Consider the following 24,543-nt stretch of genomic DNA (forward strand, 5'->3'; position numbering starts at 1 on the left):
GCATGAAAGGGATTATGATACAGGGAACAGCTTCAGACGTGGGGAAAAGCTTAATTGTTACTGCCCTTTGCCGGGCGTTTTCTAATAAAGGCTATAAAGTAGCACCATTTAAATCACAGAACATGTGCAATTTTTCTTATATAACTAAGGGCGGCAAGGAAATAGGCCGATCTCAGGGACTGCAGGCTGAAGCAGCCAAAACAGAGGCTACTGAATGGATGAATCCTATATTATTGAAGCCAAGGCCCAATCAGAATTCAGAAATTGTTTTACTCGGGCAGACCTTGGAGACTGTCTCTGGAAAAGGCTATCGGGATTTGTTTTACGAAAAGGGATTGCAAACGATTGAAACGGCGCTTGAGAATTTATCAAAAGAATTTGACCTGCTTGTGATGGAAGGAGCAGGGAGTCCGGTTGAAATCAATTTAAAGGATAAAGAGCTTGTTAATATGAAGGTTGCCGAAATGGCTGATGTTCCGGTGATATTAGTAGCAGATATTGAAAGAGGCGGTGTCTTTGCCAGCATTGTCGGCACATTAGAGTTACTTTCTGCTGCAGAAAGAGCCAGGGTGAAGGGGCTCGTTATCAATAAGTTTCGCGGTGACCCTACGTTATTCGAGGATGGAGTGGAATGGCTGGAGGAAAGGACGGGTGTTCCTGTTCTGGGCGTTCTTCCTTATGTAGAAAATCATATGATTGAAGAGGAAGACTCTCTTTCAATGCCTACCGGGAAAGCCTTTGTTATCGAAGCATCCCGTCCCAATGAATTAGAGGATGAGAAGTATGACGAACTCTCCTCCCGATTATTGGAGCATCTCGATTGGGAAAGGTTAGAGGAGATTATTTTTAGCTGGGGTATGGCTGATGAAGTGGTTTAAAGGATTACTTATCAACCTGCAGTTTTTTACTTCGATTCCAATCCCTTTCGAACTGTCAATGGATAAAGCCCATCTTGAAAAATCGATTAAGACTTTTCCGCTTCTGGGCCTCATACAAGGGGTCATATATGCATTGATTCTTTATGGCTTTCTCCACTGGACTCCGTTTTCTCTTTTAACCGCTGCATTTGCAGTGTGGCTTGCGGGGATTATGTTGACTGGCGGGATCCATCTTGATGGGTGGATGGATGTAAGTGATGCGTTCTTTTCTTATCGGGACCGAGAGAAAAGGCTTGAAATCATGAGTGACCCGCGGACAGGTGCCTTTGGTGTGTTATCTGTCATCGTATTATTAAGCGCCCGTTTTCTATTTATTTATGAGATTATCCAAATGATCCATTCGGTTTCATATGTGATGATCGCATTGCTGCCGTTTTTCAGCAAAATAGTGATGGGTGTTTTGTTATTAAAAGTGAAACCGGCTAAAAAAGAAGGCTTGGGCACGCTGTTTAAACAAGCGGCTAATGAAAGAACCCTCGTTGTCTATCCGATTTATATCGTCATTTTGCTTATCATTGCAGCAGTTTTTCTAAAGGAAGTCATTTGGGGGATGCTCTTCTTTATTTTTGTCTCAGGATTCCTTTTTCTTTTTTTACGAAAAAAAATTAGTAGCTGGTTTGGCGGAATGACAGGGGATGTGCTCGGAGCAAGTGTAGAGGGGACGGAGGTGCTGCTATGGATGACATTGTGGTTATTGCATTATTTCGCCATGGGCTGACAGAGGCAAATAAACGACAAGCTTATCTTGGCTGGACGGATTCACCCCTATGTCAAAAAGTAGAAAGAGTTTCGGAAAAATATGATTATCTCTTTTCAAGTGATTTAGGAAGATGCTTAGAGACGGCAAACATGATGTTTCCTAATGACACGGTTCATAGAATGGAAGAATTTCGGGAGATGAACTTTGGCGGGTGGGAAGGAAAAACATATAAAGAGCTTGAGAATGATCAGGAATATCGGCATTGGCTTTCCGATTCCTTTACCAAAAAGCCGTCAGCGGGAGAATCGTTTGATGAGTTTTCTGAACGAGTGGATTTAGGCTGGAGCAAGGTGACCGATATAATTTATAACCTTTCTTTGGAAAAAGCAGCAATTGTCACACATGGAGGGGTCATCCGGGCATTATTAACGAAATGGGCACCGATGGAAAAGGGCTTTTGGGAATGGGAAGTCCCCCATGGTAAAGGCTATGAGCTCATCTGGAATCGGGAAGATCTTAGGAGGGGTGAAAGATGCACTTTGTTACGGGAGGCGCCTTTAATGGCAAATCTAGATGGGTAACAGAATATTATCAATTAGAGGATACTCCTCATTTATGGATTTCCTGTAATAAACATGAACTCGCTCCATTGAGATTTGATGATGATCCAATCGTTATTCTTGAAGGAATTGAACTTTTGCTAAAGGATTTATCAGCTCGAAATGCAATCAGTCAGGCTAGGGAGCAATGGCAGCTTCAGTTTTCTGAGTGGATGAATTGGGAGAATGAAGATCCGCGCAGAAAAATAATATTAATAGGAACAGATATGAATAAAGGAATTGTTCCTATGCTTGCAGAAGATCGTAAGTGGCGTGATCTTACGGGCTGGGCTTATCAGGATGCCGTTCGAGCAGCAGGCCGAGCAGATTTAATCTGGTATGGGATAAGCCAACGGTTAAAATAAGTAAATGCCTATGAAGGTAAGAGTTTAATTTTAAGAGAAGTGTGAGTTACAGATTGCCATATAATAAACCATAAATTAATAAAGGGGCAGTGACAATGAGAATTTACACGCGTACAGGTGATAAAGGGAAAACAAGCATTATCGGTGGAAGAGTGGATAAGGATGATATTCGGGTTGAAGCATATGGAACGGTTGATGAAGTGAACTGCTTCGTTGGTCAGGCAATGGCACAGCTGGACCAAGACAAATTTAAAGATATTTTGGATGACTTGGAAAAAATCCAGCATGAATTATTTGACTGTGGCGGCGATTTAGCGAATGTTAAGAAAGATCGTGAGCTGAAACTTCAAAAGGAATCCGTTGAATACTTGGAGAAAAAAATTGATGAATTAATTGAAGAGGCACCTAAGTTAGAAAGATTTATTTTACCAGGGGGAACACCTGCTGCAGCATCGATCCATATTGCCCGAACGGTAACGAGGAGAGCGGAGAGATTAGTCGTTTCTTTAAAAAAGGCAGACCCTGAAATTTCAGAGGCAGCCCAGCAATATTTGAATAGACTATCAGATTATTTCTTTGCGTTGGCCAGGGTTATCAACTTCCGCTTGAATGAAAAGGATGTTGAATATATCCGCAGTGCGAAGGTTTTTCGTGAAGGGAAACGCAAGGAGGATAAGTAAATGAAAAGCATGAAAATGGCTTTAATTGCTTTATTAGTGGCATTGACAGCCATTGGTGCTGCAATTAAAGTTCCTGCGATTATCGGCAGCGTGGCATTGGATGCATTTCCTGCGCTGCTTGCCGCGGCCATAATAGGCGGTCCTTCGGGTGCTGTCGTTGGGGCTATGGGGCATTTGCTGTCAGCTTTGCTAGGCGGGATGCCGATGGGGCCGTTTCATGGAATTGTTGCTGTTGAGATGGCCATCCTAGCCTATGTTTTTGCCATTCTTTACCGAAAAGGGATGAAGTGGCAGGCAGGTATGTTCTTTATTCTTGGCAATTCGTTCGCCGCGCCGCTTCCGTTTATGTTTTTAATTAGTGAAGCATTTTATTTGTCTATTGTGCCGTCTCTTTTAATTGGCTCTGCCTTGAACACCGTCCTGGCCTTCATTCTAATTCCGAGACTAGCCCGATTGGTCGAGCCTATGCTCTCTAGAGTGAGAACATACGAATGAGGGATGTGCTGATCATCCCTTTTAATGGGGAAGAATCTCTTGTCATGGCTAGTGATAATAGCGGAGGGATGGGTTTAAAGGAGATGGATGAAGTCCAAGTTCCTTATGAGACGGTAGCTTATTATAGCTTCCGAGTAGCGGTTATGGAGTGTATGGCAGCAGGGGGTAAGCCCTTTGCTGTTACGGTACAGAATTTTTGTGGAGAACATGCTTGGACCGCATTAATGGACGGTATTAATCGAGGGATTGAAGAGCTCGGTTTAGAGGGGATTCAGATTAATGGCAGTACGGAAAGTAACTTTTCGCTAGTACAGTCAGCAGTTGGGTTAACTGTTCTTGGAAAGGTGAAGAACGATACTGTTGACCATAGTTTGAAGTTTTCAGAGGAGACGATGGTTGCGGTTATTGGTAAGCCATTGGTTGGAAATGAGGTTGTCGAATTAGAAGCGGAAGTCGCGCCTCTATCTTTATTTAAGCAATTTTGTTTATTGGAGGGTGTCATCCTGTTGCCTGTAGGCTCGAAAGGGATTCTCTATGAAATGAACCAATTGTTTGTGAATCGGACATTTAGGGAGACGGAGATAGCTGCCGATTTAGATGTGAAAAAATCATCGGGACCGTCCACTTGTTTTCTGGCTGCTTTTAGCCAAGAGAAAAAGGAAGATATTATGAAAGCAGCTAGTTCCTATTTTCATAAAGTTGAAGTGATCAAATGTTAAATTTATTTGTGATTAGACACGGGGAAACGGAATGGAATACGCAAAAAAGGATGCAGGGGCGGCTAGATTCTGATTTGACAGAAAAGGGCAAGAAAGACGCGCGATCATTGGGAGATAGACTAAGGGAGACAGATTTTGTGCGGATTATTTCCTCCCCTAGCAATCGAACATTAGAAACAGCTAAGTTAGTTGTTGGGGAAAGAGCAGTGGCTATTGAAACAGATGAAAGATTGATGGAGATCCATTTGGGAGATTGGCAGGGGAAAGTGGAAGCGGATATTGAGAAGGAATATCCAACTCATTTTCATGCTTACTGGAATTTGCCGGCTTTGTATGAAAGTGTGGGTGGAGAGAGCTTTTCTGATGTGAAAGAGCGTATACTTGAGTTTTTATTAGAGCTAGAGAAAGCCACTCCTTCTGGAAATGTTCTCGTTGTTACACATGGAGTCGTGATCAAAGCACTTTATCTTTTATGCAGAAATGCCCCTATTGAAGAAATTTGGAACCCCCCTTTCATCCATGGAACGAGTCTTACAACGATTAAGATGCAGGATGGAAAAATGGAATTAATTTTGGAAGGCTGTACAGCGCATTGCGACTAGACTTGCTTATTAGTAAGTCTAGTTTTTTGTTCTTTTAGGGGGAGTTGTCGAACTCAGCAGAACTGGTACTAATTTCTAGGTTAATTGTGACCGTTAGGAGTGAAAAAGGAATCGAACGGTAATCAAAGAGGACTAATGGTGACCGAGCGGATTGAAAAAGGCCAGGATCGGTAATCAAAGAGGACAAATGGTGACCGAACGGGTTGAAACAGGCCAGGATCGGTAATCAAAGAGCGCTAATGATGACCGGTCGGGGTGGAAAAGGTATGAAGCGGTAATCAAAGAGCACTAATGGTGACCGGTCGGAGTGAAAAAAGGAAAAAACGGGAATCATAGCTTATTAATTCAGCCATTACCTTTTTTTCAGCTTTATCCACTCGTATATCACATGTAAATAAAAAGGGAATTGGCTCATACGTAGAGAATTTTAAGAAAGTATTGAAAAAAATAAAGCGGGTGAGTTCATGAATCTAAAGTTAGGATATGTCATTTTATATGTTGAAAATCTTGAGAAAACAAAGCATTTTTATGAAAACTTATTAGGGTTAGAACTAAGGAATGAATTTGGAACTTATATAGAATTTAACACAGGATCTACAGTTCTATCTTTTAACACAAGAGAAGGGGGTCGTGAGGTTACAAGTCTTCCGATTCCAAATGGTATTAGAAAGGAACAAACCTTTGAACTCGGATTTGTTACGGAGGACGTAGAGGGAGTTGTTGAAGGCCTTCGTGAAGAAGGGGTATCAATCCTTATGGAACCGGTTGAAAAGCCTTGGGGTCAAAAAGTTGCATATGTCGAGGATCCTGATGGACATTATATTGAGATTTGTTCTCCGATAGGGTGAGAGGAGACTAATCAAACGATTAATTAAACTAATCAAACGATTAATTAAAATTAATCAAACGTTTAATTAAGGTCAACCATGGGGTTAAATCAAACTAATCAAACGATTAATTAAACTAATCAAACGTTTAATTATAACTAAATGAGAGATTTCGCCCGCCAGAAAAATGGTGGGTTTTTCTTTATTAAAATAATTTTTTTCTAACCATCTAAAAAACGAGATTATTAGTGAATATTAAAGATCCAGCCCTATTTAAACGCTTCCACTTATATTACAGTTTTCTAAATATATGGTATGATGGTTTTTGTTTTTAACGGCCCTGACTTCGATGAGAGTTCGAAGTCGTTTTATTCAAAACAAGTTCCGAATGCAAATAAGTGTATAAGGTTCAAAAAAAGGAGTGTTTATTTGAAAGTACAAACAACTAAAGAACAATGGTTCGGCAATATTCGCGGAGATATTCTTTCTGGGATTGTCGTTGCCTTAGCTCTAATACCTGAGGCGATTGCTTTCTCAATAATTGCTGGGGTCGATCCTATGGTTGGACTTTATGCTTCCTTCTGTATCGCTGTTACGATTGCAATATTTGGAGGCAGACCAGGAATGATCTCTGCTGCAACAGGGGCAATGGCATTGCTAATGGTTACACTTGTTGCGGATCATGGTTTACAGTATTTATTTGCTGCGACCATTTTAACGGGAATATTCCAAATTTTATTTGGTGTTCTTAAGTTAGCCCGTTTTATGAAATTTATTCCGAGATCGGTAATGATTGGCTTTGTTAATGCGTTAGCGATCTTGATTTTTATGGCTCAGCTTGAGCAATTTGTTGGAGCCAATTGGGTCATGTATGCAATGGTTGCTGGGGCGCTTGCCATCATCTATCTTTTTCCGAGAATGACGAAGGCTGTTCCTTCTCCACTAGTGGCAATAATAGTTATTACAATCATTGCCATTATGACGAAGAGTGATGTCAGAACGGTAGGAGATATGGGAGCCCTTAGCTCATCTCTGCCTGCTTTTTTAATTCCGGATGTTCCCTTCAATTTTGAAACGTTAAAAATTATTTTTCCCTATTCAATTGGCTTAGCCATCGTTGGTTTAATAGAAACATTACTAACTGCTACTATCGTAGATGACATGACAGATACAGCTAGTGATAAAAACCGAGAAAGTCGCGGACAGGGAATTGCGAATATTGTCGCTGGCCTTTTTGGCGGAATGGCTGGATGTGCCATGATTGGCCAATCCGTTATCAATGTTAAATCTGGCGGCAGAGGAAGACTTTCAGCTCTTGTTGCCGGGACGTTCTTAATGTTCCTTATTTTAGTTTTAGGAAAAGTGGTTGTTCAAATCCCAATGGCGGCTCTTGTAGGCGTCATGATTATGGTATCTATTGGAACGTTCGATTGGTCTTCTATTAAAGGAATGGCAAAGATGCCTGTCACGGACTCGATTGTAATGGTTACTACAGTCGTAACGGTTGTATTTACTCATAATTTATCAATCGGAGTATTTGCAGGAATTATTTTAAGTGCGATTTTCTTCGTAGCAAAAATATCGAAGGTTCATGTAACATCAAAAATTGTTGGCAATAAAAAAATCTATGCAGTAAAAGGACAAGTATTCTTTGCATCTGTAACTGAATTGCTTTCATTTGTCGATTTTAGCAGCAACGATCAGAATGTAGAAATTGATTTTAGTGAAGCGCATGTGTGGGATGATTCAGCTGTAGCAGCTATTGATAAAATTGTTATAAAGTTGCGGGAAAATGGGGCATCCGTTCGGTTTGTTGGGTTAAATGCTCCAAGTTCTCATTTAATAGACCGCTTAGCTGTGCATTATAAGCAAGGGGCGAAACTATCAGAACACTAAAGGTAATAAAAAACTGGGACTGTCCAAAGTCAATTAACCTGACTTTGGACAGTCCCTTTTGCTTTAGGTATATAAAATTTCATACCAACTTCCACTTGCAATTATTATTTCGATAGTTCCTTTGTTTTAATTTAATCAAATGTGGGATGTAAATGGTTTGTAAATTGGAATTTACAAAGGATTAGTGTTTGAAGGGTTTTTGCTTAATATTTGTTTTGTATATTTATATTGTAAAACAAAACAAAAACAAACATCTCAGGAGGAAAATGACCATGTCTTGGACTCGTAATTGGAAAAAAGGAATCATCGGTGTAATGACTATTTCTATGTTAGCAGCTTGTTCCTCAAACGATAGCACTAAAAGCGCAGGAGAAGAAACGGATTTTAACCAATTGACATTGGCTCAAATAGAAGAAAAAGCAAAAGCAGAAGGTAAAGTAAATTCAGTTGGGATGCCAGATACTTGGGCAAACTGGGTGGAAACATGGGATGAGTTGGGAGCAAAGTATAATTTGCAACATTCGGATACAGATATGTCTAGTGCTGAAGAGCTAGCGAAATTTGCAGCAGAAAAGAAAGATGCAACAGCTGACATTGGTGATGTTGGAATTGCCTTTGGACCGATAGCAGAGGAGCAAGATTTGACGCTTGCTTATAAAACATCTTACTGGGATGACATTCCAGCTTGGGCAAAAGATGATAATGGAGACTGGATTGTTGGATATACAGGCACGATGTCTTTTATTACCGATAAAAATAATGTGAAAAATGCACCTGCGTCTTGGGCAGATCTGAAAAATGGCAATTACAAAGTTAGCATAGGGGATGCCCTAACAGCAAACCAAGCACAATTTGCTATTCTAGCAGCTGCCTATGCATTCGGCGGAGACGAAAAGAATATTCAGCCAGGTATTGATTTCTTTGCAGAATTAGCGAAACAAGGCCGATTATCTGCTGGGGATCCAAGTGTAGCTAATCTTGAAAAAGGTGAAATTGATGTTGCTTTAGTTTGGGATTTTAACGCACTGGGCTATCGTAAACAAATTGATGAAGCGCGTTTTGACGTAACGATTCCAGGAGAGGCTTCTGTTACATCTGGTTATGCCACTATTCTTAACAAGTACGCAAAAAATCCTCATGCGGCGATGTTAGCTCGTGAATACATTCTTTCTGATGAGGGGCAAGAAAATTTAGCAAAAGGATATGCTCGTCCAATTCGTGAAAACGTTAAGTTATCAAAAGAAGTTCAATCTCTTTTATTACCAAATGAAATGTATAAAAATGCTCAACCAGTGAGCGATCAAAAAGCTTGGGAAGACACAACAAAAAAGATTCCGCAAATGTGGCAAGAACAGGTGTTAATCCATGTCAAATAATCGTTTAATCATGATCGTTGTGGATGCGTTACGTTTTGATACGGCATGTTCACATATGGGATTTATGCAGCATTTGGTTGAACAAGGAAGGGTCGCGCGTTATGAAGTGAAATCGGAAGTCCCTTCGCTATCTCGACCTTTATACGAAACTATTTTAACTGGAACATCACCTTTCGTTCATGGCATTGTCGGGAATGGAGTCATTCGATTATCGACTCAAGAAAGTCTATTTCATTTAGCAAGACGCAGCGGGAAGAAAACCGCTGCAGCTGCTTATTATTGGGTAAGCGAACTTTATAGTCATGCGCCTTTTCGACATGGTATCGATCGAATTCAATTGGACAAGGATGCACCTATTGAAAATGGACTGTTTTATTTTGAAGATCATTACCCAGATAGTCACTTATTTGCCGAAGCTCAATGGCTTGTTTCAGAAAAAAATCCGGATTTTCTCTATATTCATCCGATGAATGTAGATGATGATGGACATAAATTTACAGCCGATTCGGTTCAATATCGAAATCGCGTTTTGGCTACAGATGCCCTATTGGCACAGACGTTGCCTATTTGGATGGACCTTGGTTATGACATCATCGTAACAGCTGACCATGGGATGACGGCTGATGGGAATCATGGTGGGAATACAACGGATGATCGTCATGTTCCGCTATTTATTGCCTCTAATAAAGTGAAACCGATTATTCAAGAGCAGGTCGTTTCACAGCTGCAATTGGCGCCACTTGCCTGTCATTTACTTGGAATCGATCCCTCTGAAGCAATGGTTCCTCTGCTCATGCCGGGTCTAGTCGATCAATAATGTGAAAGAAGCTTCTATCACTGGGGGTTTCCAACATAATGGACATGGCGTTTCTTCATCGGCCATCCCCCCATTGATGGTTAGTTACTAATCTGCGATAAAAAGGGAGACAACATGATTATGAATGGAAAAAAAAGCGTACTTCTTATATTAGTTCCGTTCGCTTTATTGATGACGTTCTTTTTTCTCGTCCCGCTCGTTTACATGTTGGTAAGCAGTTTTTCTAATAGTCATGGGTTTACGTTAGAACATTATCAAGAAGCGTTATCAAGCTCTTATATTTTACAAGGGTTTAAAAATAGTTTCGCTTTGTCTGTCGTTTCAGCATTCATTGCCCTCGTTGTTTCTTTACTTGGGGTGTTTGCGATGACATATTTTCCCGAACAAATCCGCGAAAGGTTATTGATTTTGTCCAATTTAACCTCTAACTTTGCAGGTGTTCCGCTTGCTTTTGCATTTATTGTGTTGCTTGGAAATAGCGGTCTTTTTACATTAGCACTTCATTCGTTTGGCTGGGACCTATCCTTTTCGCTTTATAGTTGGTCAGGGCTTTTACTCATCTATATTTATTTTCAACTTCCTCTGGCAATTATGCTTTTATATCCGATTTATTACGGAATACAGCAGCAGTGGAAAGATGCCGCTTCTTTATTAGGCGCTTCACCGCTTGTATTTTGGAGAAAAATCGGTCTTCCTATTATCTTTCCAGGTATTGCAGGAACGTTTACCATTTTGTTCGCCAATGCGATGGGTGCCTATGCATCTGCTTATGCTTTAACGGGGAGTAATTTTAACTTAGCGGCTATTCGGATCGGGGCATTGATTACAGGAGATATCTTTGCTCAACCAGAATTAGCGAGCGCTATTGCCGTTCTGCTTGGTATGATCATGATAATTGTTATGTCGCTTAGTGAATGGCTTGTCAAAAAAACGAGAAGGGATTTGTTGAAGCGATGAAAAAATTTACAATCATTATGCTCACCCTGATCGGAATATATTTAGCTTTGCCAATTCTCGCAACAGCTTTGTATGCATTTTCAACAGAATGGAATAAAACCATTTTACCTGAAGGCTTAACGTTCGAATGGATTAGTATGCTCTTTCAAGATGCTCGCTTTATCGAGGCGTTCGGCCGATCTGTACTTCTTTCTGGAGGAGCAGTTATCATTTCGATCTTGTTTATTGTACCGGCGATTTTCGTAATCGTCTTATATTTTCCATCATTAGAAAAGTGGTTTCAAGCAAGTATTGTGATGGTGTACGCCTTCCCAGGTGTTATTCTAGCAGTTGGATTAATTCGATTTTATTCAGGCACAAGTTTGCCAATGATACTCGCTGTAGTCGGAGTATATGTTATCAGTGTGCTCCCATATATGTACCAAGGAACACGAAATAGCTTGAGGAATGTGCAAGGCCGTCAATTAATGGATGCTGCAGAATTATTAGGTGCTTCAAAAATGGACGCTTTCCGTAAAGTGTTACTTCCAGCAGTATATCCGGGGTTATTCGTATCAGCACTGTTATCGTTTTCTGTCTTATTTGGCGAATTTGTTTTGATTAACCTTGTGGTTGGTTCTCGCTTTGAAACCGTTCAAATATATTTAATGGCAAAATTAAGTACAAGCGGTCATATTGCGAGTGCAATTGTGCTCGTATACATCGTGTTAATGGGGATTTTGACGATGGTGATGGCGGTATTAACGAATAAAGCGAAAGGGATGACACGTGTATGAGTCATGTATTGTTAAAAGACGTCCATAAACAATATCGAGATACAAATGTTCTTACTGGAATTGATATGAATATTCAAGATGGTGAATTTGTTACGTTACTTGGACCGAGTGGCTGTGGAAAAAGTACAATCTTGCGAATATTATCCGGCCTAACAGATGCAACCGGCGGTACGGTGATGATCGATGGAAAAGACATGAAGAACATTCCTCCCAAAAAGCGCAAAGTGGGGATGGTATTTCAATCATACGCATTATTTCCGAATATGACGGTGTTTGAAAATGTTGCATTTGGTTTAAAAATGAACAAAAAACCAGTAAATGAAGTAGAACAACGTGTAGAAAGAATGTTAGAGCTTGTTGGACTGCAAGAAAAGAAAAAAGCGTATCCGCATGAGCTTTCCGGGGGTCAGCAGCAAAGGGTTGCACTTGCTCGCTCACTCGTAGTTCGTCCGAAAGTATTGTTGCTTGATGAACCGTTAAGTGCGCTTGATGCACAAATACGGAAGCATTTGCAAGTCGAACTGCGCATGATTCAACGTGAACTGAATATGACGATGATTCTTGTTACACATGACCAAGAAGAAGCAATGTCTGTTTCTGATCGCATTTTCGTCATGAATAAGGGGAAAATTGCGCAAGAAGGAACACCATCTGAAATTTATACAAGGCCTAAAACGGAATTTGTTGCCAATTTTATTGGCAGATATAATGTTTTTTCAAAGGAGCAACTAGGAAGTTTATTTGAGAAAAATTTAGCGATTTCTGCTGATAAATACGCGATTCGCCCAGAATCGATTCATATACAATCACAACCATCCTCTTACCCATTACGAGCAATTGCCGGTGATTCTGTTATGAATGGAAATGTGATCCGGACAACATTTTATGCCAATGACAAGCAATTTACGACGGAACAATTGCATCACCGTGCCCCTACTTTTGTGCAAGGGATGGAATATCAATTATTTGTCGAACCAGAGGATGTTATTGCTTTATCATGAATGAAATAAAGGAAGAACGACATCGTTTAATTATTCAATGGGTGAAAGAAGAGAAGCGTGTATCCGTTGCAAAAATGGCGACAGCGTTTTCTGTGACGCCAGAAACGATTCGCCGAGACTTGAACGAGCTAGAGAAGCTTGAACAGTTAACTCGAGTACATGGGGGCGCTGTCCTGTATACAAAACTAGAAGAAGAACAAGCCTTTTTACGAAAGCTTGATATCAATCGGATCGAAAAAGTACAAATTGCTTTAGAAGCGATATCACGTATTGAAGATGGAGATACGATTGCGATCGATGTTGGGACGACAACGGTTCATATTGCTGATTTCATTCAAAATTTGCAGAATTTAACCATTGTAACGAATTCAATTGCTGCAGCCGATCGGTTTAATCAAGCGATTGAAGAAAAGCGAGTGACTGGAAAGGTCATCATGCTAGGTGGGGTGTCGAATCCCGCGCAATCCTCAGTCTCAGGTGCTATGACACTCGAATGGCTAAGTCATATGCATATGGATAAAGCGTTTATTTCCTGTGGTGGAATGGTTGCAGATACAATCTATGATTATGATTTAGATGAATCGCTCGTTTCAGCGAAAATGATGGCGTGCAGTAAGAAGTGTATTTTGCTCGCGGATTCATCGAAAATAGGTGTTCCTTCATTTTTTTCTTTCGCTAAGGCGAGCCAATTCGATGAAGTCATAAGTGATCAGCTTTGTCCGAAAGAATGGAAAGAATGGTACACGAAATGGACGATCGCAAAGGAGAGTCGAGTGGAATGTTAATCGATTATCATGTACATCTAGAAGAAGGACCATATTCGTTTAGCTGGCTTGAACGAACGGCGAAAGCTCTTGGATATTTTCAACCAATTGAATTACTTGAACGTGGGTCGAAAGCAAAGATTGAATACGAAATGAATCAGCTGAACAAACGATTGAATGCTGGCTGCTATAGTCAAGAATGGTTGGATTTATATTTGAAAAAAGCAAAGGAAGTCGGTTTGAAGGAAGTTGGCATTGTCGATCATTTGTATCGCTTTCAAGAAACGAAGAATTATTTTGAAACCGCGTTGAATTTAGACCCATCTCATTCAATTGGTGCATTGCAGTCATACTGGTTGAAAAATGTCATGACGGAAAAGATGGACGAATTCGTAGAAGCTATTTTAATAGCAAAAAAGCGCTGGGAAAATGAAGGTGTCTCATTAAAGTTAGGCATTGAAGCTGATTATTTTGTCGGGCAAGAGCAAGAGCTTGCAGCCCTTTTAGAAGGAAAACCATGGGATTATGTGATCGGTTCTGTTCATTTTGTAGATGGATGGGGATTTGATAATCCACAAACCGTATCTCACTTTGAAAAGCAAGATTTATCCGAGTTATATACACGTTTTTATGAAACCGTTGAAAAAATGATTCGGTCAAAGATGTTTGATTTTGTTGCCCATTTAGATAATTTAAAAGTATTTAATTTCAAAGTAAACAATGAATCATTTAATCAAGAATGGTATGAACGTATAGCAGATGCACTATTAGAAACGAATACGGCTACAGAAGTGAATGCGGGTCTATATTATCGCTATCCAGTTAAGGAGATGTGTCCATCCGTAGATTTCCTAAAGACAATCGTCAAGAAAGGTGTGCCCATTACTCTTTCTTCTGATTCACATTTTCCAGACGATCTTGGTAAATATGTTGCAGAAAACAAGTCATTATTGCAGCAATTAGGTGCTCCAAATCTAGCAACCTTTAAGCAAAGAGAAAGAATCATGGTACAGATCCAGTAGGGTCTGTTTTTTTTTGATAAGAGGGAATTACTATCTTATAAAAAAATACCGAAATTCCATTAATTAATTAATAAACTATTTTTAATTAAATTGAAATAATAAAATAGTTTTTTGTAATTCTTTTTTGAGATAAAATTAACTGTGCAAAGCTTGTAAAAACATAATTTAGTTTCCACACATGATGTTTTTACATACATATAAAGTAATGGGCGAATGTTTGAAAAATATTCCTCAATAAATCACACCTTAATCACTCCCTTTCTTAATTCACAAAGTGGTAAAATAGGAAAGTGATTGAGAATGGAGGTTCACATTATTTATGAAAACGAAAGTTGGACTATTATACGGCGGGAAATCTGCTGAACATGAAGTTTCTATGCAAACAGCTATGGCTGTCTTAAAGGCTTTGGATCAAGAGAAGTTTGAAGTTTATCCCATATATATATCAAAAGATGGCGGGTGGAATAAAGGACCACAGTTAACAGGACCTGTTACAAATGTGAAGGAGCTGGCGTTTTCCAACTTGGATGCACTGCCTCCAACTGCTTTAGCTCCTGCATTGTTTAAGGCTGCAGAAGATGAAAAAAGCTCATTTGATGTAATTTTCCCGCTGCTGCACGGACCGAATGGAGAAGATGGTACAGTTCAAGGGCTGCTTGAGCTTCTCAATCTTCCTTATGTAGGAAATGGTGTCTTGTCCTCTTCAGCAGGCATGGATAAGGTAATCATGAAAAATATCTTTGCTCAAGCTGGTCTTCCACAAGTAAAATACTGTTGGTTTATTCGTAGTGAATGGGAAAAGTCGAATGAGGCTGCTTATCAAAAAGTAGAAGATGAACTAGGCTATCCATGCTTCGTCAAGCCGGCCAACCTTGGTTCAAGTGTCGGTATCAGTAAGTGTACAAATAGATCGGAACTTGAAAAAGCCTTTGCTGAAGCATTCCAATTTGACCGTAAGATCATTATAGAAGAGGGAGTGACAGCAAGAGAAATTGAAGCGGGTGTTCTTGGAAATGATGATCCTGAATGCTCGGTTGCCGGTGAAATTGTGCCGAAGAAAGAATTCTATGATTATAAGGCAAAATACGAAGATGGAAACACAGCTCTTATTATTCCTGCAGAAATTACAAATTCTGAGTATAATCAGCTAAAGGAAATGGCCATTCGGGCATTTAAAGCGTTAGATTGTTCCGGACTTGTAAGAGCGGACTTCTTTTTAACAAGGGAAGGGAAATGGTATATCAATGAGGTCAATACAATGCCTGGATTTACACCATTTAGCATGTTCCCTCTTCTTTGGAAGCATACTGGGGTCGAGTATCCTCAGCTTATCGAGCGCCTTGTGAATTTAGCTATTGAAAGACATGCGGAAAAGCAGCATATTAAATATACGATGGAATAATTGTGCGAGAGCATATAGGGACACGGCGATTTGCCGTGTTTCTTCAATAAATAATGTGTTTGGGGATATTCGCAGTCTATATGGAGGTAACCGATGATAATAAAAACTGTTAAAGAAATTTCCGAGATGATTAAACTTGAAAATGATACTTCTGGCTTTCAGAATACGGTCATTAGCGGTGTAAGCATTGATACAAGGAAAATAAAGACTGGCAATTTATTTGTTCCTTTTAAAGGCGAGAATCAAGATGGTCACCGATTTGTAGAGGAGGCTATAAAAAAGGGAGCCGCGGCAGCCCTTTGGCAAAAGGATGTTCCAAATCCTCCATTACATTTGCCAGTTTTAATAGTAGAAAATACACTGCTGGCTTTACAAGAGCTTGCAAGAAATTACCGGCACACGCTCGGCGTTCGCATTGTTGGAGTAACTGGCAGCAATGGGAAAACAACAACAAAGGACATGACCGCTAATCTGCTGTCAATCAATTATAAAGTCCAAAAAACAGAAGGAAATTTTAATAATGAAATTGGTTTGCCCTTAACGATACTTGATCTTGATCAGGATACGGAGATTGCTGTCCTTGAGATGGGGATGAGCAGTAGAGGGGAAATCGATTTTCTAACACGTTTAGCTGAGCCTGAGGCTGCGATTATTACGAATATCGGTGAGTCGCACCTACTCGATCTTGGGTCAAGAGAGGGAATTGCAGAAGCTAAGTTAGAAATTATTCATGGACTGCAGGAAAATGGGGTAATTACTTATTTTGGTGATGAACCTCTGCTGGATGAAAAGCTATCTGACTATAAAGGTAATTTTACGATTAGAACTTTTGGAAGAAGCGGCAGGAATGATATATATCCAGTAGAGATAGAACAAAATGATACTGGAAGCACTTTTAAAACAAATGTTGCGGATATTGAGTTTAAGCTCCCTGTCCTAGGAACACATAATGTCTTAAATGCTTTAGCGGCGATGACAGTTGCCAGTCACTTCGGTATTCCTTTTGAAAAAATGAATGAAGGATTTGCAGGGCTCAAGCTAACAAATATGAGAACCGAGCTTTTACAAGGCAAAAAAGGCGAAAAAATAATCAATGATGCTTATAATGCGAGTCCAACCTCTATGCATGCAGCGATCGAACTCCTTTCCCATCTGCCAGGGTACAAAAATAAAATTCTTGTTCTTGGTGATATGCTTGAATTAGGGCCACAAGAAAAGGAGTATCATTTAAAAATGGGTGAATCCATTGAACCTGAAAAAATCGGCTATGTGTTTACGTTCGGAAAGCTGGGCGAATGGATTGCAGAAGGGGCCAAAACGAAATTGCCTGCAGATCGGGTTTTCGCATTTGCCGAAAAACAGCCTCTCATTGAAAAACTTGAAAAGCTTGTTGATAAGGAAACGATTGTATTAGTAAAGGCGTCTAGAGGCATGCAGCTAGAAAGTATTGTTGCAGCACTCCAATAGTGGGAGAGATTATAGCGTTTTGGTTTCCGCTTATTGAAAATACTCGTTTGAGCGGAAACCATATCACATTAAAAAGGAAAAATCCCTATTCCAAGCGAAACGGGGATTTTTCCTTTTTACAACCCAATCCTTATTAATTGAAAAATGAATCAACACGATCAAAATCCCTTCCCCATATGAAACTCCCCTTTACTTCACTTTTATCTCTTATACAAATGAAGAAGGTGAATGGTTCAAGAAATCAACAAATCAAGTTTAACATAGCTAATAATCTTAATATAACCTTTACAAAATATAAACGCTGTTTCAGGTTTTTTACATTATAATTATTAAGCTTAACTAATGAATTACCGATGAAATAACAGGGTGTCTCTCCTGGTATATTTTATTAAAGTCTTATTCATCAGTACAACTTTCCAAATATGTTTCGGATAATTTCATCTATAGGGGGAACATGAATTGATTGGTATTCCATTCAAGTCTTTAATAGCAAATGAAAAAGGAGCTCTGCGTTTTTTAAAAAGAAGGAATATAGAACAAGCAGAGGATCAAGAGGTATCATTTAACAAAAATAGTTTTGTTAGCAGCACTATTGATGAATTAAAAAACAGTAAAGAATATTCTCAACTATTATTTATAGGATTGTCAGACACGGATATTGAGAATCTTGTACAGATTCGTCCTATTATTGAAAAAAATGCTGAGGATATAGTTGATAACTTTTATTTGAAAGTACAAGCAATGCCTAATTTATTTGACATTATCCAACAGCATTCATCAATTGACCGTTTAAAACAAGCGTTTGTACAGTATTTACTTGATATGGTCTCAGGGGAAATTGGAGAAAAATATGTGAACCGGCGGAAGAGTATTGGCCGTGTTCATAACCGGATAGGCTTATTTCCACAATGGTATTTAGGTGCTTACACACTACTTCAAAACGAAATCCTTTCTGTGTTAATGAAGGAAATCCATTCAAGTGAAAAGGTATTTACATACTATTCTTCATTTCAGCGGCTCTGTTCCTTTGACATGCAGATAGCAATAGAAACCTATATAGAATCGTATACTTCATCGATGATGAAGCTGGGTGAAATTGGAGAGTTTCAAGCCAGCTTAAAAGATTCCTCTGCAACTTTGGCGGCAAGTGTTGAAGAAACAACATCCACCATTGCTGATAAGGAAATTGTTGTGGAGCAAATGCGTGAAGAAATACTTGAGATTCAAGTTTCCTCTAAACACATGATTACACATGTAGAGGAAGGCAAGCAAGATGCATCAAATGCCTTATCTAAAGTTGATCGAGTTGTCGAATTAATTGATACAACGAAAGCGCTAGCCAAGGAGCTCAGTGAAAGTTCAGCACAAATCGGACAGATAGTTAATTCAATCCGGGGGATATCTAACCAAACGAATATACTTTCATTAAATGCGGCAATTGAAGCGGCCCGAGCAGGAGTACATGGAAAAGGATTTTCAATTGTAGCACAGGAAGTAAGGAAGTTGGCTCATCAAACAGAAGACGCTCTTGATCACATCCAAGGACAAATTAAAGCGACACAGATAACGATTGAAAAATTTGAAAATAGCTTTCAATATATTGTGGGAGAAATACATATGTTCAGGGATGCTAGCGACAATATTATTAAGATTTTAGAAAAATCCGTTGACAGTGTACAATTGACAGACAAAAGAATCGGTCATTTCAGTGATTATGTGAACGAATTCAAAAAGGCGTTTGCTGATATTTCGATTGCTTCACAAGAAATTGCCAAAATGGCTGAACAATTGAGTGGAATGAATCATGAATTAGCTGATAAGTTTAACAGCTAAAATAGGATTTTATTGTAAACCTTTGTGCAAGTGCGTAAGGCTTGCTTTTATTTCATTAATATTTGCCAAAGCAAAAATCAGCATGGCTCCGAGAAATAGGTGTAAAATATGATTATCTACATTTTGGCTGGTGGTGATTTTTGTGATTGGATGTTTATGTATTCATGGCTTTACGGGAGCACCTTTTGAAGTAGAGCCGCTTGTATCCTATTTAAAGAAACGGACCAATTGGGAAATTGCAGTTCCGACACTTCCAGGGCATGGAGATACGTTAAGCTTAAAAGGGATTGAATATAAAAATTGGATCGAACATGCTGAACAGGCATTGCAGCAGCTTATTGAGAAGTGTGAAACTGTGTATGTCATTGGCTTTTCAATGGGCGGTCTGATTGCGAGTTACTTAGCTGTCCACTATCCTGTGACAAAGCTCGTGTTACTTAGTGCAGCGGCCTATTATGTAAATCCTAAGCAGCTGCTCTTAGATATTGGTGAGATGGCGAAAGATGCTTTTCGCGGTCGATTAACAGAAAATGAAATGTTTATGAGATATAAAAGAAAAATATTAGCTACTCCTATTACGGCTACGCTCCAATTTCGAAGACTTGTTGCTGCAATCAGACCGATTTTAGGAAAGATTGAAATCCCAACCCTTATCGCCCAAGGGGAGTGTGATGGTGTTGTTCCGCCAAAGAGTGCACAATATTTATACCATAGGATTGGGACTTCGGCGAAGAAGCTCATTTATCTTAAAGAGTCAAAACATCTCATTTGCCATTGTGAGGAAAGAGAAAATCTTTTTTCCGAAATTTATCACTTTCTATTGAAGAGAGAACCTGCTTAAAAAGGGTTCTCTTTTCTGCATTCATTGCAAAAACCTTTATAAAATGATAAAATAATCAACAAAGTGCCAAAAGGAACTTCTCATGAAACCTGGACATACTCCTATTGGAGAATGTCTTTTTTCACTTTCAAGTAGTATTAATTGGATGTGAATATATACAGAACTTAGATTAGTTTTTTTTAGAAGGAGAGAAAACAGTGACAAAGTTTCAAGATCTGGGAATTAGCCCTGCAACGATGAAATCCCTGAAGCGAATGGGATTTGAAGAAGCTACACCAATTCAAGCGCAAACGATCCCATTAAGCTTGGAGAATAAAGATTTAATCGGACAAGCACAAACGGGTACTGGAAAAACGGCTGCGTTTGGAATACCAATGATTGATAAAATAGATTATGAAAAAGATGTCATCCAAGGAATTATTATTGCCCCTACACGCGAGCTAGCAATTCAAGTATCTGAAGAATTATATAAAATCGGCTATGGAAAAAGAACGAAAGTATTAGCCATTTATGGCGGTCAAGATATTAACCGTCAAATCCGCGCTTTGAAAAACCGACCACATATCATTGTGGGAACTCCTGGCCGAATATTGGATCATATTAACCGGAAAACATTGCATCTTGAAAATGTTCAAACTGCTATTCTAGATGAGGCAGATGAAATGTTGAATATGGGCTTTATTGAGGACATTGAAGCTATTCTTGCTCAAATTCCGGAGGAGCGCCAAACCTTGTTGTTCTCAGCAACAATGCCGCCTCCAATTCAAAGAATGGCTGAACGGTTTATGAAGGACCCTCAGATTGTTCGTGTGAAGACAAAAGAAGTAACAGTTCCTTTAATTGAACAATACTATCTGGAAGTACAGGAAAGAAGCAAGTTTGATATTTTGACAAGACTGCTTGATATTCAATCTCCAGATCTTGCTATCGTGTTCGGACGTACAAAGCGCCGTGTCGATGAGCTTGCAGAAGCATTAAACCTAAGAGGTTATAACGCAGAAGGCATTCACGGGGACTTAAGTCAGGCAAAGCGCATTTCTGTTCTAAGGAAATTTAAAGAAGGTTCAATTGATGTTCTTGTTGCGACTGATGTGGCCGCCCGCGGGTTAGATATTTCCGGAGTCACGCATGTTTATAACTTTGATATTCCACAGGACCCTGAAAGCTATGTACACAGAATTGGACGTACAGGACGTGCAGGGAAGTCGGGAGTGGCAATGACCTTTATTAACCCAAGAGAAAAATCTTACTTGCAGGTCGTTGAAAGAACAACAAAAAGAAAAATAGAAAAAATGAAGCCGCCAACATTAGATGAGGCTCTTGAAGGACAGCAAAAAGCGGTTGTAGAGCGTATTCTGCAATCGGTGGAATCGAACAATCTTCAATACTATAAGCAGGCAGCAGAAGAATTACTAGAGCAGCAGGATGCAACGATTATTGTTCAGGCCGTACTAAAAATGCTGACGAAGGAACCTGACACAACTCCTGTTAAGTTAACGGAAGAAAAGCCAATGCCTGCAAAAAGGGAGCGCAGACAAGACGATCGCAGCAAATCTTACGGAGGCCAAAGAGGAAGACAGAGCGCGCCAGTAAGATCTCGCCAAGGATCTTCAGGAAAGCGCTACAGCAATAATGGCAGCAATCGAAGCAATTCTAATAATTACCGTTAAGTTAGAAGAGAGCAATGCTCTCTTCTTCTTTTTTAAGGATTAAGCTTTTGTCATGTTTAAATCCCACACGATTCCATAAGCATCCTTCACTTTTGCATATTTCGCTCCCCAAAAAGTATCTTGAAGCTCCATTAAAACCGAACCTTTATTACTTAATCGGTCATAAACCTTTTGGATTTCATCTTCTGATTCGAACTCCAGAACTAACGAAATCTGATTGCCGATTTGAACATCGCCATCTGAAAAGGAATCGGAAGCCATAAAGAATAAATCATCTTTTTTAAATTGTGCATGCATGATTCGGTTGTCTGCATCTGGCGGAGTTGGATAATCCGCATCGCCAAAGGTTTGTAAATTTAAAATCTCACCTTCGAATACTTCTTTATAATATTCAAGTGCATCCCTTGCATTTCCGTTGAAAAATAAATAGGGTGTAGCTTGACCTTTCATAAATTTCACTCCTAAAATTTTGTCCAATACCATATTTCCCATTATAAATAATGTTTAATCAGAGGTAAGGAACAAGTGTTCGACAAGTGAGGAAGTTATTCATTTCAAGTTAGATAATTTTAGATTTTGAATCCTATTTAGTACTATTAACGTAATGATACTTAGCTCTAAGTTTAGGAGGTACCATATGGTTTTAGAACCGCAAAGAAGGATATCCGAAAGAGGATTAACAGTCTGGAGGATTTCCGGTGCAATTCATTCGTTTTTTTCATTATTGCTAGCTGGAGGAGTTATTGCTCTTACCATTATATTTAATTGGCCAATGTGGATGATTGCCGTTGCCCTTATTTTATTTGCTATCGATATGTATTTAGTGATTATGCTCATCCCTACTTTGAGATGGAAGCGTTGGCGGTATGAGGTAAGGGAAAATGAAATCGAGCTTCAGCATGGAGTGTTCGTCATCAAAAGGACTCTCGTGCCGATGATTAGAGTTCAGCATGTTGATACCCGGCAAGGACCGATTTTGCGAAAATACGGTTTAGCCACCGTGGCCATTTCAACTGCTGCGACTGTACATGAAATTCCGGCTTTGGATATGAATGAGGCGGAGGAACTAAGATTTTTCATTTCTAAGCTGGCAAGGGTGGCTGATGAAGATGTCTGAGCCAAGAAGATTGCACCCGATTTCAGCAGTTGTAAATTTTTTAAAGCAATTGAAAGATTTAATTATTCCATTTCTTGTTTTTGTTGTTTTTGGAAGCAGGGATGGGAGTATTCAACTTATTATTTCAGTTGTTATTATCGTTTTCATCCTAATCGCTGGAATCATATCCTGGCTGAGATTCACGTACCGGCTAGAAGAGGGAGAGCTCAGGATAGAGTACGGTGTATTTGTTAGAAAGAAAAGATATATTCCACTTGATCGCATTCAGAGTCTTGATTTATCGGAAGGGATATTGCATCGTCCATTTGGTCTTGTAAGAGTGAAGGTGGAAACGGCCGGTTCAAGCAGCAAAGGGGAAGCTGAAGCTGTATTAACCGCCATTTCAAAGGAAGAGGCAAATCAAATTCAGCACATTCTTTTTTCCGCAAAAAACGAAAAAAAGGAAACCGATGCAGAGGTGTCTGTTAAAGACACTCAAGAGAAAATACTTTATAAAATTACCCCGGGTGAGCTCTTGCTTATGGCGTCTACCTCTGGAGGAGTCGGTGTTGTTTTTTCCGCGTGTTTTGCTTTCGTTTTCCAATTTGAAGAAATGATCCCTTATGAAAGACTGTTTAACGGGTTGGAGGATGTGATTTCAAACGGGGTCCTTTTTATAAGTATTCTAGTGTTTATAGGGTTTTTGATTGCATGGGTGGCTGCGTTGGTAGGGACTATGGTAAAGTATGCTGGTTTTACAGTAAAGAACGTAGGAGAGGACCTTATCATAACGAGAGGACTTTTAGAGAAGCGTCAGATTACGATCCCTCTACACCGGATTCAAGCCATTCGGATATCAGAAAATTTAATTAGACAGCCTCTTGGATTTGGAACCGTATTTTTAGAAAGTGCAGGCGGGTCTGCTATTGATCAGGAAAGTGCGCGGGTCATAATACTTCCAATTATCAAAAAAGAACGCATTGCCAACATATTAACTCCTTATTTAAATGATTATTCATTTAAGTCTGTTATCGAATCTGCACCGAGCCGAGCATTAAAACGGTATATGTTTAGAGGGCTTCTGTATAGCTTACCGATTGCGGCAGTACCCGTCATCTTTTTCAGACCTTGGGGGTATTTGGCTCTGTTGTTTGTTCTCCTATCTATTGCTTGGGCGTTTGTTAAGTATAAAGATGCGGGCTGGGGAATTGATGAATTACAGTTGATTTTAAGATATCGTGCAGTAAATAAAACAACAGTTTTTATGAAAAGAAATCGAATTCAGTCTTTGAATATAAAAGAAAGCTATTTTCAAAGAGGGAAAGAGCTAGGGACTGTTACTGCAGTAGTTATGTCTGGTTCAGGCGGAACAGGCGGTACGGTTGTAGATTTGGAGAAACAGGATATAAATGATATTTATAAATGGTATTCCTATACGAAATTAAGCGCCGATTAGGCGCTTTTCGTATTTAAAAATTTAGAATTTTAACCGATAGTAATAATGGACTAGTTTTCTTTATGGTGCTTAACCCTCTTTCGAGTGAGCTTTACCCAATTCTCGGCTATTGAGGGGGAGGTTGAAAGGCGTTCTATTGAAGGTGGTCGAATTGGATAATTGTGACTCAGGAGGGGATTTTATTTGTTTACGACTAAGAAGAGAAATATTCAATTGACAGAAGAAAACACAGAATTAAAAAATC

The 24,543-nt window shown here is 39.4% G+C and carries 24 protein-coding genes and 1 pseudogene; 24 read left to right on the top strand and 1 reads right to left on the bottom strand.

Going from position 1 to position 24,543, the window contains the following annotated elements:
- Window positions 1-2 precede the first annotated feature (2 nt).
- From V7122_RS11410 to V7122_RS11515, 22 genes and pseudogenes are all read left to right on the top strand, one after another.
- Window positions 3-722: pseudogene (locus tag V7122_RS11410) on the top strand (cobyric acid synthase); the annotation flags it as partial.
- Window positions 723-864: 142 nt separating this feature from the next.
- On the top strand, window positions 865-1,656 hold the full coding sequence (gene cobS / locus V7122_RS11415) for an adenosylcobinamide-GDP ribazoletransferase (RefSeq protein ID WP_335344659.1): 792 nt from the start codon (window positions 865-867) through the stop codon (window positions 1,654-1,656).
- Window positions 1,614-2,219 carry a histidine phosphatase family protein gene (locus V7122_RS11420; protein WP_335344658.1) on the top strand — a complete coding sequence of 202 codons (606 nt, stop codon included), beginning with the start codon at window positions 1,614-1,616 and terminating at the stop codon, window positions 2,217-2,219. Before cobS ends, V7122_RS11420 begins: the two co-directional genes overlap by 43 nt.
- Complete coding sequence (locus tag V7122_RS11425; protein WP_335526807.1) at window positions 2,171-2,602, top strand: hypothetical protein; 432 nt, start codon at window positions 2,171-2,173, stop codon at window positions 2,600-2,602. Before V7122_RS11420 ends, V7122_RS11425 begins: the two co-directional genes overlap by 49 nt.
- A 95-nt stretch (window positions 2,603-2,697) precedes the next feature.
- Window positions 2,698-3,282: a cob(I)yrinic acid a,c-diamide adenosyltransferase gene (locus V7122_RS11430; RefSeq protein WP_335526809.1), complete on the top strand. Its 585-nt coding sequence runs from the start codon at window positions 2,698-2,700 to the stop codon at window positions 3,280-3,282.
- Window positions 3,283-3,777, top strand: a complete 495-nt coding sequence (locus V7122_RS11435) for an ECF transporter S component (protein ID WP_335526811.1) — start codon at window positions 3,283-3,285, stop codon at window positions 3,775-3,777.
- Complete coding sequence (locus V7122_RS11440; RefSeq protein ID WP_335526813.1) at window positions 3,774-4,496, top strand: ATP-binding protein; 723 nt, start codon at window positions 3,774-3,776, stop codon at window positions 4,494-4,496. The genes V7122_RS11435 and V7122_RS11440 overlap by 4 nt, the downstream gene beginning before the upstream one ends.
- Entirely contained in the window at window positions 4,490-5,098 is a 609-nt protein-coding gene (locus V7122_RS11445; RefSeq protein WP_335526815.1) for a histidine phosphatase family protein, read from the top strand. Before V7122_RS11440 ends, V7122_RS11445 begins: the two co-directional genes overlap by 7 nt.
- Before the next feature lie 464 nt (window positions 5,099-5,562).
- On the top strand, window positions 5,563-5,946 hold the full coding sequence (locus V7122_RS11450; RefSeq protein WP_335526817.1) for a VOC family protein: 384 nt from the start codon (window positions 5,563-5,565) through the stop codon (window positions 5,944-5,946).
- A gap of 408 nt (window positions 5,947-6,354) precedes the next feature.
- Entirely contained in the window at window positions 6,355-7,821 is a 1,467-nt protein-coding gene (locus tag V7122_RS11455) for a SulP family inorganic anion transporter (RefSeq protein WP_335526818.1), read from the top strand.
- 326 nt (window positions 7,822-8,147) lie between these two features.
- Window positions 8,148-9,197 (top strand): ABC transporter substrate-binding protein, encoded by a 1,050-nt coding sequence (locus V7122_RS11460; protein ID WP_438824783.1) that lies wholly within the window; start codon window positions 8,148-8,150, stop codon window positions 9,195-9,197.
- Entirely contained in the window at window positions 9,187-10,014 is an 828-nt protein-coding gene (locus V7122_RS11465; protein WP_335344649.1) for an alkaline phosphatase family protein, read from the top strand. The genes V7122_RS11460 and V7122_RS11465 overlap by 11 nt, the downstream gene beginning before the upstream one ends.
- Before the next feature lie 120 nt (window positions 10,015-10,134).
- On the top strand, window positions 10,135-10,971 hold the full coding sequence (locus V7122_RS11470; RefSeq protein ID WP_335344648.1) for an ABC transporter permease: 837 nt from the start codon (window positions 10,135-10,137) through the stop codon (window positions 10,969-10,971).
- On the top strand, window positions 10,968-11,747 hold the full coding sequence (locus tag V7122_RS11475) for an ABC transporter permease (RefSeq protein ID WP_335526823.1): 780 nt from the start codon (window positions 10,968-10,970) through the stop codon (window positions 11,745-11,747). The genes V7122_RS11470 and V7122_RS11475 overlap by 4 nt, the downstream gene beginning before the upstream one ends.
- Window positions 11,744-12,748: an ABC transporter ATP-binding protein gene (locus tag V7122_RS11480; RefSeq protein ID WP_335526825.1), complete on the top strand. Its 1,005-nt coding sequence runs from the start codon at window positions 11,744-11,746 to the stop codon at window positions 12,746-12,748. The genes V7122_RS11475 and V7122_RS11480 overlap by 4 nt, the downstream gene beginning before the upstream one ends.
- On the top strand, window positions 12,745-13,533 hold the full coding sequence (locus tag V7122_RS11485; RefSeq protein WP_335484852.1) for a DeoR/GlpR family DNA-binding transcription regulator: 789 nt from the start codon (window positions 12,745-12,747) through the stop codon (window positions 13,531-13,533). Before V7122_RS11480 ends, V7122_RS11485 begins: the two co-directional genes overlap by 4 nt.
- Complete coding sequence (locus V7122_RS11490) at window positions 13,527-14,534, top strand: histidinol phosphate phosphatase domain-containing protein (RefSeq protein ID WP_335484892.1); 1,008 nt, start codon at window positions 13,527-13,529, stop codon at window positions 14,532-14,534. The genes V7122_RS11485 and V7122_RS11490 overlap by 7 nt, the downstream gene beginning before the upstream one ends.
- Before the next feature lie 319 nt (window positions 14,535-14,853).
- Complete coding sequence (locus tag V7122_RS11495; protein ID WP_335484854.1) at window positions 14,854-15,936, top strand: D-alanine--D-alanine ligase; 1,083 nt, start codon at window positions 14,854-14,856, stop codon at window positions 15,934-15,936.
- Between the two features lie 93 nt (window positions 15,937-16,029).
- Window positions 16,030-17,403, top strand: coding sequence for a UDP-N-acetylmuramoyl-tripeptide--D-alanyl-D-alanine ligase (locus tag V7122_RS11500; RefSeq protein ID WP_335526827.1), 1,374 nt, complete (start codon window positions 16,030-16,032; stop codon window positions 17,401-17,403).
- A gap of 459 nt (window positions 17,404-17,862) precedes the next feature.
- Window positions 17,863-19,236 (top strand): globin-coupled sensor protein, encoded by a 1,374-nt coding sequence (locus V7122_RS11505; RefSeq protein ID WP_335348142.1) that lies wholly within the window; start codon window positions 17,863-17,865, stop codon window positions 19,234-19,236.
- Window positions 19,237-19,378: 142 nt separating this feature from the next.
- Window positions 19,379-20,077, top strand: coding sequence for an alpha/beta hydrolase (locus V7122_RS11510; RefSeq protein WP_335348143.1), 699 nt, complete (start codon window positions 19,379-19,381; stop codon window positions 20,075-20,077).
- A gap of 197 nt (window positions 20,078-20,274) precedes the next feature.
- A complete protein-coding gene (locus V7122_RS11515) occupies window positions 20,275-21,747 on the top strand; it encodes a DEAD/DEAH box helicase (protein WP_335526829.1) in 1,473 nt (490 codons plus the stop codon).
- A gap of 39 nt (window positions 21,748-21,786) precedes the next feature.
- Here V7122_RS11515 and V7122_RS11520 read toward each other — a convergent pair whose 3' ends face one another.
- Window positions 21,787-22,197 (bottom strand): VOC family protein, encoded by a 411-nt coding sequence (locus tag V7122_RS11520; RefSeq protein ID WP_335484862.1) that lies wholly within the window; start codon window positions 22,195-22,197, stop codon window positions 21,787-21,789.
- A 187-nt stretch (window positions 22,198-22,384) separates the two neighbouring features.
- Here V7122_RS11520 and V7122_RS11525 point away from each other — a divergent pair, with 187 nt between their 5' ends.
- Window positions 22,385-22,864: a PH domain-containing protein gene (locus V7122_RS11525; protein ID WP_335484864.1), complete on the top strand. Its 480-nt coding sequence runs from the start codon at window positions 22,385-22,387 to the stop codon at window positions 22,862-22,864.
- Window positions 22,857-24,299, top strand: coding sequence for a PH domain-containing protein (locus tag V7122_RS11530; protein WP_335526830.1), 1,443 nt, complete (start codon window positions 22,857-22,859; stop codon window positions 24,297-24,299). Before V7122_RS11525 ends, V7122_RS11530 begins: the two co-directional genes overlap by 8 nt.
- The last annotated feature ends 244 nt before the right edge of the window (window positions 24,300-24,543 follow it).

Source organism: Bacillus sp. JJ1532 (genome assembly GCF_036965085.1).
Taxonomy (GTDB): domain Bacteria; phylum Bacillota; class Bacilli; order Bacillales; family Cytobacillaceae; genus Cytobacillus.

Bases quoted from the DNA above. Each gene is read 5' to 3' on its own strand.
- cobS (WP_335344659.1), top strand. From the start codon at position 865: ATGAAGTGGTTTAAAGGATTACTTATCAACCTGCAGTTTTTTACTTCG.
- V7122_RS11420 (WP_335344658.1), top strand. From the start codon at position 1,614: ATGGATGACATTGTGGTTATTGCATTATTTCGCCATGGGCTGACAGAG.
- V7122_RS11425 (WP_335526807.1), top strand. From the start codon at position 2,171: ATGCACTTTGTTACGGGAGGCGCCTTTAATGGCAAATCTAGATGGGTA.
- V7122_RS11430 (WP_335526809.1), top strand. From the start codon at position 2,698: ATGAGAATTTACACGCGTACAGGTGATAAAGGGAAAACAAGCATTATC.
- V7122_RS11435 (WP_335526811.1), top strand. From the start codon at position 3,283: ATGAAAAGCATGAAAATGGCTTTAATTGCTTTATTAGTGGCATTGACA.
- V7122_RS11440 (WP_335526813.1), top strand. From the start codon at position 3,774: ATGAGGGATGTGCTGATCATCCCTTTTAATGGGGAAGAATCTCTTGTC.
- V7122_RS11445 (WP_335526815.1), top strand. From the start codon at position 4,490: ATGTTAAATTTATTTGTGATTAGACACGGGGAAACGGAATGGAATACG.
- V7122_RS11450 (WP_335526817.1), top strand. From the start codon at position 5,563: ATGAATCTAAAGTTAGGATATGTCATTTTATATGTTGAAAATCTTGAG.
- V7122_RS11460 (WP_438824783.1), top strand. From the start codon at position 8,148: ATGTTAGCAGCTTGTTCCTCAAACGATAGCACTAAAAGCGCAGGAGAA.
- V7122_RS11465 (WP_335344649.1), top strand. From the start codon at position 9,187: ATGTCAAATAATCGTTTAATCATGATCGTTGTGGATGCGTTACGTTTT.
- V7122_RS11470 (WP_335344648.1), top strand. From the start codon at position 10,135: ATGAATGGAAAAAAAAGCGTACTTCTTATATTAGTTCCGTTCGCTTTA.
- V7122_RS11475 (WP_335526823.1), top strand. From the start codon at position 10,968: ATGAAAAAATTTACAATCATTATGCTCACCCTGATCGGAATATATTTA.
- V7122_RS11480 (WP_335526825.1), top strand. From the start codon at position 11,744: ATGAGTCATGTATTGTTAAAAGACGTCCATAAACAATATCGAGATACA.
- V7122_RS11485 (WP_335484852.1), top strand. From the start codon at position 12,745: ATGAATGAAATAAAGGAAGAACGACATCGTTTAATTATTCAATGGGTG.
- V7122_RS11490 (WP_335484892.1), top strand. From the start codon at position 13,527: ATGTTAATCGATTATCATGTACATCTAGAAGAAGGACCATATTCGTTT.
- V7122_RS11495 (WP_335484854.1), top strand. From the start codon at position 14,854: ATGAAAACGAAAGTTGGACTATTATACGGCGGGAAATCTGCTGAACAT.
- V7122_RS11500 (WP_335526827.1), top strand. From the start codon at position 16,030: ATGATAATAAAAACTGTTAAAGAAATTTCCGAGATGATTAAACTTGAA.
- V7122_RS11520 (WP_335484862.1), bottom strand. From the start codon at position 22,197: ATGAAAGGTCAAGCTACACCCTATTTATTTTTCAACGGAAATGCAAGG.
- V7122_RS11525 (WP_335484864.1), top strand. From the start codon at position 22,385: ATGGTTTTAGAACCGCAAAGAAGGATATCCGAAAGAGGATTAACAGTC.
- V7122_RS11530 (WP_335526830.1), top strand. From the start codon at position 22,857: ATGTCTGAGCCAAGAAGATTGCACCCGATTTCAGCAGTTGTAAATTTT.